Here is a 15901-nt window from a genome sequence, read left to right on the forward strand (position 1 = left end):
GAGCATCATGAAACACGGTTCAAAGCGGGAGAGCGAAGTCCCGGCCTCCCGCGTGCGCCAGTTCTTCGCGCTCGCGGTGGGCATCGCGTTCGTCGCTGCGGGAATCCTCGGCGTCGTCCCGTGGGCCACCACGGGCGCTTCCGAGCTATCAGCGGCGGGCCCGCACAGCGAGACCTACCTCTTCGGCATCTTCGCGGTGTCGATCCTGCACAACGTCCTGCACCTGGCGTTCGGCGTCGCCGGAATCGTGCTGGCGATGCGAGCGATCGGTGCCCGCATCTACCTCGTCGGAGGGGGCATCGCATACCTTGCCCTGACCGTCTACGGGCTGGTCATCGATCTGGACAGCGAGGCAAATGTCATCCCGCCCAATCAAGCGGACAACTGGCTGCACCTCGGCGTCGGTCTCGCCTTGGTTGTGCTCGGCCTGGTGCCGCTGCGCGGTCCGCGGTAGCTCTCCCCGGTCGCTAGGCAGCGCCCTCTTGTGCCATTAGCTGGGCACAAGAGGGCGTCATCATCGCGGCAGGCGCCGCGCTCCCGGCCATCCGGTGCCTCGTCGTGCTGCTCGCGCGCCAAATCGGCCCAGCACCTGGCACCGTCGCCCGTGCCTGCAAGGTGCTCGAGGGCGAGGGCTACGTCACAACCCGGCGCGGAGCGGGAACACGCATCGCGCCCGGAGAGGTTGAACCCCTCGGCATCGAACCGCGCGGGGATCAGGCTACCGAGCGCCTTTCCCGCGCGGCCCACGACGACGCCGCCATAGCCGCCGCCAGCGGGCATGTCCTTGCCGGCGCCATCGCGGCGCTCGTGCAGGCATGGGAGGCGCCCGCGGGACCGAGGGAGCGCCACGAGGACGAGAGGCAGCCATGAGCCGAGGACTGCTCGCCGACGTGACGCCGCTGCGCAACCAGCACTACCGCCGGCTGTGGACAGCAGGAGTCATCACCGTCATCGGCGCGCAGCTCAGCATCGTCGCGGTGCCGGTGCAGATCTACCAGATCACCCAGAGCTCCGCCTACGTCGGCCTCGCCGGGATCTTCGCGCTCGTCCCGCTCATCGTCTTCGGGCTCTGGGGCGGGGCGCTCGCCGACGTCATGGACCGGCGGCTGCTCATGATCCTCGCCACCAGCGGACTAGTCCTCACCGCCATCGCCTTCTGGGCACAGGCCGCCGCCGGCCTCGACAACGTCTGGCTCATCCTCGGCCTGCTCGCGGTCCAGCAGGCATTCTTCGCCATCAACCAGCCCACCAGGGCCGCGATCATCCCGCGCCTGCTGCCCGGCAACCAGCTCCCCGCCGCCAACGCGCTGAACATGATGGTGTTCAATTTCGGCGCCATCGCCGGCCCCCTCATGGCCGGCGCCATGATCCCGGTGCTCGGGCTGCCCACCCTCTACCTGCTCGACGCCATCGCTCTGCTCGCCACCCTGTGGGCCGCCTTCATGCTGCCGCGGCTGCCACCCACCGGAACCTCGCGCCGGGCCGGGTTCGCGCAGGTATTCGAGGGCTTCGCGTTCCTCGCCACCCAGCGGATCCTGCTCGCCTCGTTCGTCGTCGACATCATCGCGATGGTGGCCGGGATGCCGCGCGCGCTGTTCCCGCAGATCGCCCACGAGACCTTCGGCGATCCCGTGAGCGGCGGCCTCGTGCTGGGCATGCTGTTCGCCGCGATCTCCGCGGGAGCCGTGCTCGGCGGCGTATTCTCCGGCTGGCTCTCCCGCATCGAGAGGCAAGGCCGCGCGGTGCTGCTCTGCATCCTCGTGTGGGGCGTCGCCATGACCGGGTTCGGGCTCATGATCGCCTTCGCGCCCCTCGGCGGGGCGCGCCTGTTCCTCTGGCTGGCGCTGGGCTTCCTGGCCCTCGGTGGTGCCGCCGATATGTTCTCCGCCGCCCTGCGCTCGACCATGCTGCAGGAGATCGCCTCCGACGAGATGCGCGGGCGGCTGCAGGGCGTGTTCATCGTCGTCGTGGCGGGCGGGCCACGCATCGGTGATGCCCTGCACGGTGCTGCCGCCGCGATGGTCGGCACCGCGGCCGCCGCCGCCGGGGGAGGGGTACTCGTGATCATCGGCACCATCGCCGCCACGCTCGCGTTCCCCGCGTTCGTGCGCTACCGCGTCCGTCGCAGCTGAGCGGCCCCGCCACGGCGGTACGGAGCACCCACCGGGTCCGCTTACACGGTTCGAGTGACTGATGCTGTCCAGGAACACCCCGTCCTTGTCATCGACTTCGGTGCCCAGTACGCGCAACTCATCGCGCGCCGCGTGCGCGAGGCCCGCGTCTACTCCGAGGTGCTGCCCCACACCGCCACCATCGCGGAGATCGCGGCCAAGCAGCCCCGCGCCGTCGTGCTCTCGGGCGGGCCCTCCAGCGTGTACGAGGACGGGGCGCCCGCGCTCGACGCCGCCCTGTTCGACCTCGGCGTGCCCGTGTTCGGCATCTGCTACGGGTTCCAGGCCATGGCGCAGGCGCTCGGCGGAACCGTGTCCCGCACCGGCACCCGCGAGTACGGCCGCACCGATCTCACCGTGCGCGGTGGCCTGCTCCATGACGGGCTCCCCGGGGTGCAGCCTGTGTGGATGAGCCACGGCGATGCCGTCCCCGAGGCCCCCGCCGGCTTCGAAGTCACCGCCGCGAGCGAGGGCGCTCCCGTCGCCGCGTTCGAGGACCGCGACCGCAAGCTCGCCGGCGTGCAGTACCACCCCGAGGTGCTCCACTCGCCGCACGGGCAGCAGGTCCTGTCCCGGTTCCTCCACGAGATCGCCGGCATCCCTGGCGCCTGGACCGCCGCGAACATCGCCGAGGCGCTCGTCGAGCAGGTGCGGGAGCAGGTCGGTGACGGGCGCGCGATCTGCGGCCTCTCCGGCGGCGTCGACTCCGCGGTCGCGGCGGCGCTGGTGCAGCGCGCCATCGGTGACCGGCTGACCTGCGTGTTCGTCGACCACGGGCTGCTGCGGGCAGGGGAGCGGCAGCAGGTGGAGCAGGACTTCGTCGCCGCCACCGGCGCCCGGCTCGTCACCATCGAGGCGGAGCAGACCTTCCTGCGCGAGCTCGCCGGGGTGTCCGACCCCGAGGCCAAGCGCAAGACCATCGGCCGCGAGTTCATCCGCTCCTTCGAGGGCGCGATCTCCGAGGTCCTCGGCGACAACGCCTCCCACGGCGACACCGTCGAGTTCCTCGTCCAGGGCACCCTCTACCCCGACGTCGTGGAATCCGGTGGCGGCAGCGGCACCGCCAACATCAAGAGCCACCACAACGTCGGCGGCCTTCCCGAGGACCTGCAATTCTCCCTTGTCGAGCCACTCCGGCTGCTGTTCAAGGACGAGGTGCGCGCCGTGGGCCGCGAGCTCGGCCTCCCCGAGGAGATCGTGCAGCGCCAGCCCTTCCCCGGCCCCGGCCTCGCCATCCGCATCGTCGGCGAGGTCACCGCCGACCGGCTCGCCACCCTCCGCCACGCCGATGCGATCGTCCGCGAGGAACTGACCAGCGCTGGGCTCGACAAGCAGATCTGGCAGTGTCCCGTCGTGCTCCTCGCCGACGTGCGCAGTGTTGGCGTGCAAGGCGACGGCCGAACCTACGGCCATCCCATCGTGCTGCGCCCCGTCAGCAGCGAGGACGCCATGACTGCCGACTGGACGCGCGTGCCCTACGACGTGCTCGAGCGAGTGTCCACCCGCATCACCAATGAGGTCGCCGAGGTCAACCGAGTCGTGCTCGACATCACCAGCAAGCCCCCGGGCACCATCGAATGGGAATGACGGACTCCACGCGGGCGGCACCAGCGCTAGGGTAGCGCCCATGACATCAGCGACCCTGGCGGTGCCCCCTGCCCGCAACCGCGACGTCACCGGGCCGCCTGTCGCCAGCGCCCTCCGCTGGTGGCTGCTCGGCCTGCTTGCCCTCGCCGGGGCCGCGACAGCGTTCGTCACGCTCGTGCTCACCACCACGGGGCACCGCATCGAGAACGCTGCACTGCGCGGCGCTGATCAGGTGGATGCCGCGCTCGTCGCCGAATCTGACGCCGCCCTCGACGCCATCACCGTCACCTCGCTCGCGGTGGCCTCCGTGCTCGTGGTGCTCATCGCGCTCGCCCGCAAGCGCCCCGATCTCGCCATCGCCGCGAGCACCATCATCGTGGTCTCCTCGCTGATCACCCAGGTGCTCAAGCGGATCGTGCTCCAGTGCCCCGAGCTCATCGAAGTGACCGGACCCTACGCCAGCAACAGCTTTCCCAGCGGCCACACCACCATCGCCGCATCGATCCTCTTCGCGCTGCTCATCGTTGTCCCCTTCCGATGGCGCGGAATCGCCATGTTCGTCGCCGCCACCTACGCCGTCGCGATGGGCGCGCACACACTCACCTCCAAATGGCACCGCTTCAGCGATGTGCTCGGCGCCAACCTCCTCACGCTCGGTGTCGCCTGCCTCGTCACCGCGGCCCTCGTCCACCGCGGCTCCCTCATGCACGTCACCGCCGGGCGCTACCCGCTGCGCATCATCTTCGTCGTCATCCCCATCGCCCTCTCCACCATCGCGACCATCCTCATTGGTGCGCTGCTCCTCGTCCTGAGCGATATCCCCGCGGTCCCCGACGCCACCCTCGACTACAACATGTACCTCGCCCTGCACGGGCTCGCCGCCGGGAGCTCCGGGCTCGTCTTCCTCCTCTTCTGGTGGACCTGGCGGCGCGTGGATATCGCCGAGAAGTGATCGTCGATCGGCTGGCGGGGTGGCTCGGCTGGCGGGGTGGCGGCGCGGGGGTGGCTCGGCTGGCGGGGTGGCGGTGCGGGGGTGGCTCGGCTGGCGGGGTGGCTCGGCTGGCGGGGTGGCTCGGCTGGCGAGCGGCGGTGCGGCGGCCAAAAGCACCGGAAACTGCTAAACGCGATAGAAATCGACCTGGGATCTTCGCGGTTTCTATCGCGTTTGCGGCGAGAGGCGGGCGGCGAGCGGCGAGAGGCGAGCCCCTGACCGGCGGCGAGCCTCTGAGCGGCGGCGAGCCTCTGAGTGGCGAGCGGCAGAGGGGGCACCGCGGGGCGGCCGGTAGCAGGCGGCGCTGGCGCGGGCGACTACGACGGGAGCCACGTTCCCCGAGGCGGGGGCAACTCGCAGGCCCTTTCGAGAGCTCTGCGCACCCGCTCCCCGAGCCGAGCCGGATCCGCGAGATCAGCCCACGTCCAGCGGACCACGGTCCACCCAGCATCGCGGATGGCGTCCTCGCGCAGCTTCTCGCGGAACACCACATCACCAGGATGATCGCCCGCCCGGATGAGCGCGCCGTACTTGATGCGCCCGTCGAACTCGCCGACCACCTGTCCCTCGAGCAAGAAATCTGCTCGGCCGATCAGCGAGCCCCCTTCGTCGAAGAGCAGCGGCTGCAGCACCGGAATCGGCAGCCCCTCGGTCCTGAGGACGAGCCTGCTGCGTGATTCACCCACGCTCTCGCTGCGCCCGTCGATCAGCCTGACCGCATCGCGAGCCTGTTGGATGCCCTTGCGGCGCGGCAACCGGTCTAGGCACTCACGCACCTGGGCCATGGTCGCGAGCCCCTGATGGATGGCAGCATCTCCCGTGACCACGCCTGGCTCGACTCCGCAAATCCGCGCCATATCGAGAACGGCGCGGGCGGGCGTGGTCACCGCGATGCCATGACGGGACGTGACATCCCGCGGGTCGAGCGCATCGATATGCAGGTGGCGGGACTGCTCGATGCGACCACCGCTGCTGCCCGCGCGCGTCACATGCACCCGCGACAGCGTGCTGCCCCAGGTGGGCAATCCCCACAGCGCGGCGGCCGAGGAGTGACTGATCACGCTGTCGCCGCCGCGCAGCGACCGGTGCACATCCACGACTCGGGCGAGGTGCTGGTCCTCGGGCGAGAGCTTGTCCCAGGCGTGCGTCTCGACGAAGCAGTCGCGCCGTAGCCGCACGAGTCGCCGCGTGTCCGGGCCGCGTGGCGAGCGGATGAGCAGGTGCCGATGCGGGTGGGTGTTCCTCATGCGGGCATCATGCCGTCGGACGGCGGCACTGCGTTGGCAGAAACTTCTCGCCTGTGGATATCGCGAAACCATCCACAGGGCGGGCGGCTCGCCTTGGCAGGTTCGGCAGGATCTTGGCGGCTAGGCCAGGTAGCAGAAGCACTAGAAACCGCCAAACGCGATAGAAATCGACCTGCGATCTCTGCGGCTTCTATCGCGTTTGCGGCACCCACCGGCAGGGGCGGCACCCACCGGCAGGGGCGGCACCCACCGCGGCACCCACCGCGGAACCCACCGGCACCGCGGCACCGCCCGCCACCGCACCGCGACCGCCCGGCCTACCGCGGTTCGGCGTGCATCTCGGGCACCCACTGGCGGGTGCGCAGCGCGGGCGGGGGAGTCACGTCGTGCCGCAGCGCGCGCCAGAGGTTGTACATCATCAGGAAGGCGATGATGAAGAATGGCAGGCCGACGACGATGATCACCTGTTGCAGCGCGTCGAGTCCGCTGCCGCCGGCGGAGGCGAGGAGCGTCCCGGCGATCACTCCGGTGGTGATGGCCCAGAACACGCGTTGCCGGGTGGGACCGACCTCGTCCGCGCCGGTGCACAGCATGTCGGTGACAAGCGCTGCGGAGTCCATGGACGTGGTGAAGAAGATGACCACGATGAGGATCGCGAAGAGAGACGTCAGCGTGGACAGAGGGTAGTTGGAGAGGAAGGCGAACAGCGCGCCGGGGATGTCTCCCTGGTCGACGACTTCCTCGACAAGCCCCCCGCCCCGGTTGAACTCGATGTCGAAGGAGGCGAGGCCGAAGATGCCGAACCAGATAACGCTGAAGGTGGTGGGCAGGCCGAGCACACCGAGCACGAACTGCCGGATGGTGCGGCCCTGCGAGATGCGGGCGACGAAGATGCCGACGAAGGGTGCCCAGGTGATGGTCCAGGCCCAGTAGAAGACGGTCCAGCCGCCTTGCCAGCCGGTGTCGCCGAAGGCATCGTTCCAGAACGCGAGCTCGACGACGGAGCTGAGGTAGGAGCCGGCGGATTCGATGGTGCCCCGCATGAGGAACAGGGTCGGTCCGAGCACAAGCACGAATAGCAGCAGGCTGATGGCCATCACGATGTTGATGTTGGACAGCCACTTGATGCCCTTGTCGAGGCCCAGGGATACCGATGTCACGGCGATGGTGGTGATGATCGCGAGGATAGCGAGCTGGGTGAAGGTGTTCGAGGGCAATCCGACGAGCCGCGCGAGGCCACTGTTGACCTGGAGGGTGCCCAGGCCGATGGAGACGGAGACACCAAAGATGGTGCCGATGACGGCGAGGATGTCGATGGCGCGGCCGATGGGACCGTTGATCCTGTCGCCAAGCATGGGGTGGAAGATCGAGCTGACGCGCAGTGGCAGCTTGCGCTTGAAGGCGAAGTAGGCGAACGCCAGCGCGGGCAGGCAGAAGATCGCCCAGGTGTGCAGGGCGAAGTGGTACATGGTGAACGACAGTGCCTCGCGGGCCGCCTCGGTGCTCTCGGGCTCGACGTCGCGCATCGGCGGATTGGCGAAGTGGCTGATCGGCTCGGCGACGCCCCAGAACATGAGGATGGTGCCGATGCCGGCGGCGAACAGCATCGCGAACCACACGGGCGTCGAGTACCGGGGCTGCTCGTCGTCGTCGCCCAGGCGCACCGAGCCGAAATGGCTCAATGCCATCCAGAGCAGGAAGACCACGAACGAGGTCACGCCGAAGATGTAGAACCAGCCCAGGTTGGTGAGGATCCAATCGGACCCCGTCGCGAAGAAGTTTTCCACCGGACCAGGGAAGGCGATCGTTGCGGTGACGAAGACGGCAAGGATCGCCGCGGACAGGAAGAAGATGACGGGGTTGGTGCGCAGCCCTAGCCTGTCGTGTAGTCGGTGCATGCGCGCAACCCTAGGGATCCGTGGCGGCAAAAGCCATGGGGCAGGACACGTCGAGCGCTCAATTCACACGGCCGTGACGAGGTTTGTGGCGCGCATCACTCGTTCCGGGGCGGATTGTCAGTCCTCGTCCCATTGGGGGCAATGATGAGGATCAGGCCCACGAGGATGGCGAGGCCGATCAGCAGCCAGGGGACCAGGGCGAGGGGGCCGGCCCCGGAGTCGGGATTGATCATCGCCCAGATGGCGAGCGCGATCACGGTGACGCCGGCGAGCAGGAGCCCGGGCGAGAACCGGTTGCGGGGGCGTGTGCTGGAACGGTGCTCATTCATTGCGGACCTCGATGCTTCCGGCGAGCAGTGACGCGTCGATAGTGAGGATGGGGGAGTCGTCGGGGGGCCCGTCGCGCGAGAGCCCGGGTGGCGGGCACGTGGCCTCGCCCATGCGGACCGAGCAGGTGACCCGGCTAGCAGTGTCGGGTGGCAGCATCACGACTACCTCCGCGAACAGCGCGCTGACCAGCACTGTGGCATCACGCTCGAGCTCGACCTGGCGCAGGTCCACCACGAGCTCGCCGGCGCCGAGGCGGAACTCGGTCACGGGAGCCGTGAGGGCGGTGACCACATGGTTGCGCTCGCCCGCGCCGTCCTGGAAGCGGCTCCAGTCGACGGGCCCGAGCAGCGTGGCGAGGATGACGAATACCGATAGCGGCGCCGCGACGACGAGCAGGCCATGCCCGGTGCCACGCAGGGATCCAGCTACCAGGCCGAGGCCGATGATGGCGAGCGCGATGGCGCCGATCCGTCCCGGGGTGAGCCAGTCCGCGCCGGTTCCCAGCGAGATGGCCGTGAGGATGCCCGTCACGATGATGGCCAGGCCCAGGGCCAGCGGTGCGATGCGGGATCGTGGCCGTGGCGCGACCGGTGCCGCGGCGCTGCGGGGCTCGGGCAGGTCCCAGGCGAACGGTGCGACGCCCAGCGGATCCCACGAGGGTGGCTCGGTGCGCTCGGCCGCCACCGTTCCCGCTGCGGGGTCCGTCGGCCGGTAGGGGACCTGCGGGCGCGGGCCCGGCGGTGGAGCGATCGGCATCCCGCTCGGGCCTTGCGCCTGGGCCGGGGGCATCCAGGGAGCGGCGGTCCCCGCGGCCGGGGGCGGCGGGAACATGCCTGGGGCAGGCCGTTGCGTCGCGGGAGCCACGGGCGGGGGCGTGCCGGCCGGGGGACGGATCGCGGACGGCGGGAGCGGCGGGGCAACAGGAGTGCGCTGGTAGAGCATCCACCAGCCCAGCAGCATCAGCGCCAGGCTCACCATGCCCGATCCGCTCATCGCGATCCCGATAGGGGTGAACACGCTGACCGCGACCGCGAGAGCGGCCACCAGCACCAGCGAGCTGCCCGAGGACTGCGACGATCGGCCACGACCGAGCAGGGACTCGCCGCCCGAGACCTCATCATTGTCCTGCGGGAAAAGCAGCCATGCCAGCAGGTACAGCACGATGCCGGTGCCGCTGAAGAATGCTGACACCACGAACGCGACCCGCACGAGCGCGGGATCCACCTGGTAGCGGTGCGCCATGCCCGCGCACACTCCACCGATCTTTCCCTCGGCGGAGAGCCGGGCAGGGCGGGTCCGCCACAGGTCATGCAGCTGATCGCCGAAACTTGTCGTTGCCATGGAACCATCATCGGCCGGGCGGAGCGGCCCGCGCATCAGGGGATGTCCCTGATCTTTTCCTGGCGGCCCCCGCTATCCCCAGGGATATCCCTGATGTGCGGCACAGCGGATCCGTGCCAGGATCGGGGTGTGCCCCCTATGCTCCAGCCCGGCCCCTCCACGCCCGTCCTGTACCGGCGTGGACGCGGTCGCGTCATCGGCGGGGTAGCGGGCGGGCTCGCGGACCACCTGGGCGTCGATGAGCAAAAGGTACGCATCGCGTTCGTCCTCACCAGTGCCGCGGCCGGGATCGGTGTCATGTTCTACGGCCTGCTGTGGATCGTCACCAGGCCCGGCGGCGCCGACGTGGACATGTCCAGCGCCACGAGGCGCCGCGCCCTCGGCCTCGCCACCATCGGAGGGGCGCTCGCCGTGCTCTTCGGCATGCTCTCCAGCGGTCCCCTCGGATCGGTGCTGGTACCGATCCTCGTGGCCATCGCGGGCGCCGGGCTGGTGTGGCGCGAGCTCGATACCACCGCCCCGCGCGCCCCGCGCCGCTTCTCCGCGACCACCTGGGCCCGGGTGATCGGCGGCATCAGCCTCGTCGTGCTCGGCCTTGCCGTCATCTGGATCGGCCAGGTCGATCTGGGCGCGCTGCGCTCCTCCCTGATGGCCGTCGTGGTGACCCTCGTGGGGGTGGCCCTGCTCACCGTGCCGCTGTGGGTGCGGCTATGGCATGAGCTCAACGCGGAGCGAGCTGCTCGCATCCGTACTGAGGAACGCGATGAGATCGCCTCCCACCTGCATGATTCGGTGCTGCAGACGCTGGCGCTGATCCAGAAGCAAGCGCACAGCCCGCAAGAGGTGCAGCGTCTCGCGCGCAGCCAGGAGCGGGAGCTGCGACGCTGGCTGTTCCACGCGGAGGAGGCCAGCCACGATAGCCTCGCTGCCGCGCTGAAATCCATTGCCGGGCACGTCGAGGACCACTACGGCATTACTATCGAGACCGTCACCGTCGGGGATGTCCCCCTTCGCGATTCGCCCGTCTACGCGGCACTGCTCGGCGCGGCCAAGGAGGCGCTGGTCAATGCTGCCAAGCATTCCGGGGAAAGCGCGGTCGATGTATATGCCGAGGTCGAGGAGGAGCGCGTGAGCGTCTTCGTCCGGGACCGCGGCACGGGATTCGACCCCAGCGCGGTCCCCGCGGACAGGCAAGGGCTCGTCCGCTCCATCCAGCAACGCATCGAGCGCAAGGGCGGCACCGTGGAGATCCGCACCCGCCCGGGCCGGGGCACCGAGATCCGGCTGTTCGTTCCCCGGGAGGACCTCTCCGCCGGCACGGATGACCTAGCCGTCGGCGAGGGCACCGGCGTCCAGCCGCAAGCAGCTCCCGGCAGCGGGCAGAACAAGGAGAAGCAACCATGACCCTGCGGGTATTCCTCGTCGATGACCATGCCGTCTTCCGGTCGGGAGTGCGCGCCGAGCTCGCCACCCAGCCAGACATCGAGATCGTCGGCGAGGCTGGCACCGTGGCCGATGCGGTCCGCGGCATCAACACCACCCGTCCCGATGTCGTCCTGCTTGATGTGCACATGCCCGACGGCGGTGGCATCACCGTGCTGCGGGATATCGACGAGGGGCCGGTATGCCTTGCCCTGAGCGTCTCCGATGCGGCCGAGGACGTCATCGCCGTCATCCGCGCCGGTGCGCGCGGCTATGTCACCAAGACGATCTCCGGCAGCGAGCTCGCTGATGCCGCGCGCCGGGTCGCGGGCGGCGATGCGGTGTTCAGCCCTCGGCTCGCCGGCTTCGTGCTCGCCTCGTTCACCGGCCGCTCTCCCTTGCCGGAGCCGCCACTGGACCCCGAGCTCGACTCGCTCACCCCCCGCGAGCTCGAGGTGCTGCGCCTGCTCGCCCGCGGATACACCTACCGGGAGATCGCCGAGGAACTGTTCATCTCCATCAAGACCGTGGAGACCCACGCCTCCAACGTGCTGCGCAAGACCCAGCAATCCAACCGCAACGCCCTGACCCGCTGGGCGCACCGCCGGCACATCGTCGGATAGGTGCGCCCGGGGGGTGCTGCTGGGCTTGGGGGCGCTAGATCTGGCTGACGATGAGCCCCACGATGATCGATGCCCCGAGCCCGAGGGTGAGGAGCATCAGCGCGACGATCAGCGACAGCTTGCGGGTGCTCATCAGGTCCGCGAGCTCGTTCTCGTCGTACTCCTGGTACTCGACGATCTCGGGCTCGGGGATGAACGGGCGAGGCTTGAAGCGCGGCTCGGCAGCGGGGGAGCCGGTGTTGCTCGACCAGAGTGGTGCTGACTGGGGAGCGCGCCGCGCCGCGGCAACGCTGGAGGAGCTTCCCGTGGCTGGGCTGGAGGGGCTGCGCCGCTGCCACGGGGGGATCTCGCCGGGAGCGATCTGCAGCGGGGCGGTCAGCACGAATCGCGTGTTGTTGTCGTCCCCGGCGCCGATCCGGGCCAGCGCGTCGCGCGACTCGCTCATCGTGGGCCGGTGCGCGGCATCGGGATCGAGCATGCGACGGACCACTGCTGCCACCGCGCCATCGCGGCGCGGGGCGCGGATGGTGCCGCTGACAGCATGATTGAGCTGGCCCACGGGATCGTTGTCGGGACCGAACGGGGAGCAGCCCTCGAGCGTGGCGTACAAGGTGGCGCCGAGCGAGAAAACATCGGAAGCGGGGGAAGCATCCTCGCCGCGAGCGATCTCGGGAGCGAGATAGCCGGGCGTGCCAATGACGTTGAGGTGCCCGAACCCAGCATCGGCGGGGTGGGCGAGGCCGAACCCGGCGAGCTTGACCCGTCCCGGATGGCGTCCATTGGTGATGAGCACATTGCCCGGATGGACATCGCGATGCAGCAACCCGGTGCGGTGCGCGGTCGCGAGCGCGTCCGCGAGCTGCGCGCCGAGCTGCGCGACCATCAAGGAGGTGAGCCGCGTGCTCAGCTCCAGCGCCTGCGACAGGCCGATGGACGGGATGTGCTCCATCACCATCCAGGGCTCGTCGTTATCGAGGGCCACGTCGTAGAGGGTGACGATGCTGGCATGGGAGAGCCTGGCCGCGGCACTGCCATCGCGGAGCGCGCGCTGCCGGGCAGCCGCGATCATCTGGGGTGGCAGGCCAGGGATGCTCACGGCTGGCTTGAGCACCACGTCGCGGTCAAGGAGCTGGTCCTTCGCGAGCCACGGCGAGGAGAGGCTGGATCCGCCCAGCCTGGAACGGAGGCGGTAGCGACCAGCTATGAGAGAGCCGGACCCAGCGCCGCGTCGAGCTTGTTCCAGGTTCGTCATTCTCCCGAAGGTAGTGGTGCCGGGGCTTTCTGCGAAGACCCAGGGCCAAACCGTGATCAAGATAGTGCCGGCTCGTGACGGTGCCGGGGTGGTGGACATCTGGTAGGCTCGCGCGATAATGATCGAACAAGTGTTCGATATGGCACATGCTTGATGTGGTTGCGCCTTCCCCCAGCAGCGACTGGCAACCCGTGTCGCGTGGTGCTGTGCCATGTGGTCCTTGTTGCCGCGATCTGGATGGAGGGGAGCCATGGGAGCTAGTCCGCTGGAGGTGCCCGGGCTTGGCGTCGGAGCGACCGTGCAGCACGTGCCCGCGCCGGACATGCCTGCACCCGCTACGCCGGGGCTGGGTCCAGTGGCCCGGGCCCACGGCGTATCTCCTAGCGCGCGCCGACTGGCCCTGCTGCGCGAGCAGGTTCCGGGAATGGCCGAGCAGGGAACGCTGCCGGTGCCCGCGCCCCTGCGGGAAGCGATCCCGGGAGGGGGGCTCGCTCACGGCACGGCCTGCCTCTTCTCCGGCACGCCCCTGGTCCTGATGGGGGTCCTCGCCGAAGTGACCCGGGCAGGTGGCCATGCCGCGCTGCTGGGCCTGCCCGAGCTCGGCCTGGTCGCGGCCGCCGAGATGGGGGCGGACCTGCGCCGCATCGCCCTGGTCCCGCACCCGGGGCAGGATCCCGCCCAGATCATCTCCGTCCTGCTCGAGGGCATGGACCTGGTGGTGATCGGCCCGGGCAGCCAGGGCGTCGCGCCAGCCCGGGCGCGAGCGATCAATGCCCGGCTGCGCGGGAAGAAGACCGTCCTCGCGGTGCTCGGCACGGAATGGCCGGGGGCGCGCACGACCATCGCGGGGCACGTGCGCCGGTACGCGGGCGTCAGCCGCGGCAGGGGACGGCTGCGCTCCCACGAGCTGCTCATCACGGTCCAGGGGCGCGGCTCGCCACCGAGCTCGGTGCCGGCCTGCCTCTCCGCGGCGGCGCGAGGCACTGCCCAGGACCGACTGGTCAGGTGGGATAGCGCGGATGAATGAGGCCGGGAACGCGGTGCCGGGCGCCGCCGCGCCGATGGGACGGATCGTGGCGATCTGGTTCCCCGACTGGCCCGCGCTGGCGGCTCTCGCGGACGCGGGGCTGGCTGCCGATGAACCCCTGGCCGTGGTGGCGGGCAACCGGGTGACCGCATGCACCGCCCCGGCCCGCGCGCAAGGGGTACGCCGTGGCATCCGTCGCCGCGAGGCCCAGTCCCGATGCCCTGGGGTGCGGATCGTTGCCGAGGACGCCCAGCGGGACGCGCGCGCCTTCGAGCCAGTCCTCGCCGGGCTCGACGAGATCGCTCCCCGCGGTGAGATCCTGCGCCCCGGGCTGCTCGTGCTCTCCCTGCATGGCATCGCCCGGTACTACGGCAGCGAGCCCGCAGCGGCCGAGGCGCTCGTTGATGCCGCGGCCCGGGCCGGGCACGAGTGCCAGACCGGCATCGCCGACCGGATCCTCACCGCCGTCCTCGCCGCGCGCCAAGGCCGGATCGTGCCCCCGGGGGCCGACCGTGACTACCTCGCCGGCCTGCCCATCGCCGACCTTGCCGCGGAGCCCTCGCTCTCCGCCCCCGACCGGCGCGAGCTCGTCCACCTGCTGCACCGCCTCGGGATCCGCACCATCGGTGACTACGCGGCGCTATCGGCCAGGCACGTGGCATCCCGGTTCGGCAACGACGCGATCACCGCCCACCGCCGCGCCCGGGGCGAACCGGACCGCCCGCCATCAGGCCTGCCCACGCCGCCCGGGCTCGAGATCGAGCACGACTACGACCCACCGATCGATCGGGTCGACGCGGCCGCCTTCGCCGGGCGGGCCCTCGCCGCTGAGCTGCACGGAAAGCTCTCCGCCATCGGAGTCGCCTGCACCAGGCTGCGCGTGCAAGCCCGCGCCGCGGAAGGCGCCAGCCATGAGCGCACCTGGCATTGCGCGCAGCCCCTCACTCCCGAGAGCACGGCGGACCGGATCCGCTGGCAGCTCGACGGCTGGCTCTCCCGCCGCGATGCCGGGCGCGCCACCGGCCCTGACGGAGGAATCATCACCCTGCGCCTCGAACCGGTGGAAGTCGTCACCGCCAGCGGCCTCCAGCTCGGGCTATGGGGACAGGCCGGGGCGCGCGAGGAACGCGCCCGCCGCGCCGTCGTGCGCGTCCAGGCACTGCTCGGCGGCGATGCCGTCCAGGCCCCCGCCACACAGGGCGGGCGCGCGCCCCGGGCACGCATCACCACCAGTCCGCACGGAGAGCACCAGCTCATCATCCGGCCGCCGGGAGCGCCCTGGCCAGGAGCGCTGCCCCCGCCTGCTCCCGCATGGCTGCCCGACCCTCCGAGGCCGGTGCGGCTGCTCGACGGCGCGGGCGCAGCGATCCAGGTCTCCGGGCGGGGGATCCTCACCGCCGTGCCCTGCATCCTCCACGACCAAGGGATATCGTCCCGGATCATTGCCTGGGCGGGACCCTGGTGCCTCGACGAGGAATGGTGGGACCCGGAGGCGGGGCAGCGCGCCGCCCGGCTGCAGGTGATCACCCATCCCGGCCGCGCCTACCTGCTGGTGAGCAACCGGCAGCAATGGGCGATCGAAGGCATCTGGGACTGACCGGCGCTCGCGGGGTTGTCGCGCCGGGGGCGTCGCGCCGGGGACGTCGCGCCGGGGGCGTCGGCGCGGCAAACGCACCTGAAAATGGCAAACGCGATAGAAAATAACCTGGTTCTGAGGCAGCTTCTATCGCGTTTGGCGCTGAACGGACTAGCCGGCCGCGAGGCCTGCCCAGCCGCGAGGATCAGGGGATGTTCGGGAACAGCTGGAGAGCCTCGAGGGTCAGGCCCAGGTTGTTGTAGACCCAGTCGCGTACCAGTGCATCGATCTGTGTGATGTCGGGGAGCATGGTGGTGTCCTCTCGTTGGTGTCCCTGCCGGGTGTCGGCAGGGGATCGTGTCCGGTGGTGCCAGTATGGCCACCAAAGGCCACGTTGTCCTAGGAAGAGATGACAATTCTCAGCGAGCGCTAAGGA

14 protein-coding genes are annotated in these 15901 nt (G+C 70.0%); 9 read left to right on the top strand and 5 right to left on the bottom strand.

Translation table 11 applies throughout. The annotated features are described in order from the left end of the window. Positions 1-7 precede the first annotated feature (7 nt). From HT102_RS08210 to HT102_RS08230, 5 genes are all read left to right on the top strand, one after another. The gene (locus tag HT102_RS08210; protein WP_192038940.1) at positions 8-454 is read left to right on the top strand and encodes a DUF4383 domain-containing protein; all 447 of its coding nucleotides are present in this window, start codon (positions 8-10) and stop codon (positions 452-454) included. Between the two features lie 104 nt (positions 455-558). After that, positions 559-870, top strand: coding sequence for a GntR family transcriptional regulator (locus tag HT102_RS08215; protein ID WP_192038941.1), 312 nt, complete (start codon positions 559-561; stop codon positions 868-870). After that, positions 867-2132, top strand: a complete 1266-nt coding sequence (locus tag HT102_RS08220) for an MFS transporter (protein ID WP_192038942.1) — start codon at positions 867-869, stop codon at positions 2130-2132. Before HT102_RS08215 ends, HT102_RS08220 begins: the two co-directional genes overlap by 4 nt. 54 nt (positions 2133-2186) lie before the next feature. Continuing rightward, on the top strand, positions 2187-3758 hold the full coding sequence (gene guaA / locus HT102_RS08225; protein ID WP_192038943.1) for a glutamine-hydrolyzing GMP synthase: 1572 nt from the start codon (positions 2187-2189) through the stop codon (positions 3756-3758). Between the two features lie 40 nt (positions 3759-3798). Then, positions 3799-4710, top strand: a complete 912-nt coding sequence (locus HT102_RS08230; protein WP_192038944.1) for a phosphatase PAP2 family protein — start codon at positions 3799-3801, stop codon at positions 4708-4710. Positions 4711-5066: 356 nt separating this feature from the next. Here HT102_RS08230 and HT102_RS08235 read toward each other — a convergent pair whose 3' ends face one another. The 4 genes from HT102_RS08235 to HT102_RS08250 form a co-directional block, all read right to left on the bottom strand. Continuing rightward, positions 5067-5996, bottom strand: coding sequence for a hypothetical protein (locus tag HT102_RS08235; RefSeq protein ID WP_192038945.1), 930 nt, complete (start codon positions 5994-5996; stop codon positions 5067-5069). 317 nt (positions 5997-6313) lie between these two features. Then, on the bottom strand, positions 6314-7894 hold the full coding sequence (locus tag HT102_RS08240) for a BCCT family transporter (RefSeq protein WP_192038946.1): 1581 nt from the start codon (positions 7892-7894) through the stop codon (positions 6314-6316). A 95-nt stretch (positions 7895-7989) separates the two neighbouring features. Beyond that, positions 7990-8223, bottom strand: coding sequence for a hypothetical protein (locus HT102_RS08245; protein ID WP_192038947.1), 234 nt, complete (start codon positions 8221-8223; stop codon positions 7990-7992). Beyond that, the gene (locus HT102_RS08250; RefSeq protein ID WP_192038948.1) at positions 8216-9565 is read right to left on the bottom strand and encodes a PspC domain-containing protein; all 1350 of its coding nucleotides are present in this window, start codon (positions 9563-9565) and stop codon (positions 8216-8218) included. The genes HT102_RS08245 and HT102_RS08250 overlap by 8 nt, the downstream gene beginning before the upstream one ends. A 138-nt stretch (positions 9566-9703) precedes the next feature. Between HT102_RS08250 and HT102_RS08255 the strand changes: the two genes are divergently transcribed. Both HT102_RS08255 and HT102_RS08260 read left to right on the top strand, forming a co-directional pair. Next, the gene (locus tag HT102_RS08255) at positions 9704-10969 is read left to right on the top strand and encodes a PspC domain-containing protein (protein ID WP_225443436.1); all 1266 of its coding nucleotides are present in this window, start codon (positions 9704-9706) and stop codon (positions 10967-10969) included. Beyond that, positions 10966-11610 carry a response regulator gene (locus tag HT102_RS08260; protein WP_192038950.1) on the top strand — a complete coding sequence of 215 codons (645 nt, stop codon included), beginning with the start codon at positions 10966-10968 and terminating at the stop codon, positions 11608-11610. The genes HT102_RS08255 and HT102_RS08260 overlap by 4 nt, the downstream gene beginning before the upstream one ends. A gap of 34 nt (positions 11611-11644) precedes the next feature. Here the strand turns inward: HT102_RS08260 and HT102_RS08265 are convergent, their stop codons facing one another. Then, a complete protein-coding gene (locus tag HT102_RS08265; protein WP_192038951.1) occupies positions 11645-12862 on the bottom strand; it encodes a serine/threonine-protein kinase in 1218 nt (405 codons plus the stop codon). A gap of 250 nt (positions 12863-13112) precedes the next feature. On the opposite strand from HT102_RS08265, the gene HT102_RS08270 reads away from it, so the two are divergent. Together HT102_RS08270 and HT102_RS08275 are read left to right on the top strand one after the other, a co-directional pair. Then, positions 13113-13889 carry a hypothetical protein gene (locus HT102_RS08270; protein ID WP_192038952.1) on the top strand — a complete coding sequence of 259 codons (777 nt, stop codon included), beginning with the start codon at positions 13113-13115 and terminating at the stop codon, positions 13887-13889. A 34-nt stretch (positions 13890-13923) separates the two neighbouring features. Then, positions 13924-15486, top strand: coding sequence for a DNA polymerase Y family protein (locus HT102_RS08275; RefSeq protein WP_192039119.1), 1563 nt, complete (start codon positions 13924-13926; stop codon positions 15484-15486). Positions 15487-15901: the final 415 nt, after the last annotated feature.

Origin of the sequence: Lolliginicoccus lacisalsi, assembly GCF_014841105.1 — a bacterium.
Classification (GTDB): Bacteria; Actinomycetota; Actinomycetes; order Mycobacteriales; family Mycobacteriaceae; genus Lolliginicoccus; species Lolliginicoccus lacisalsi.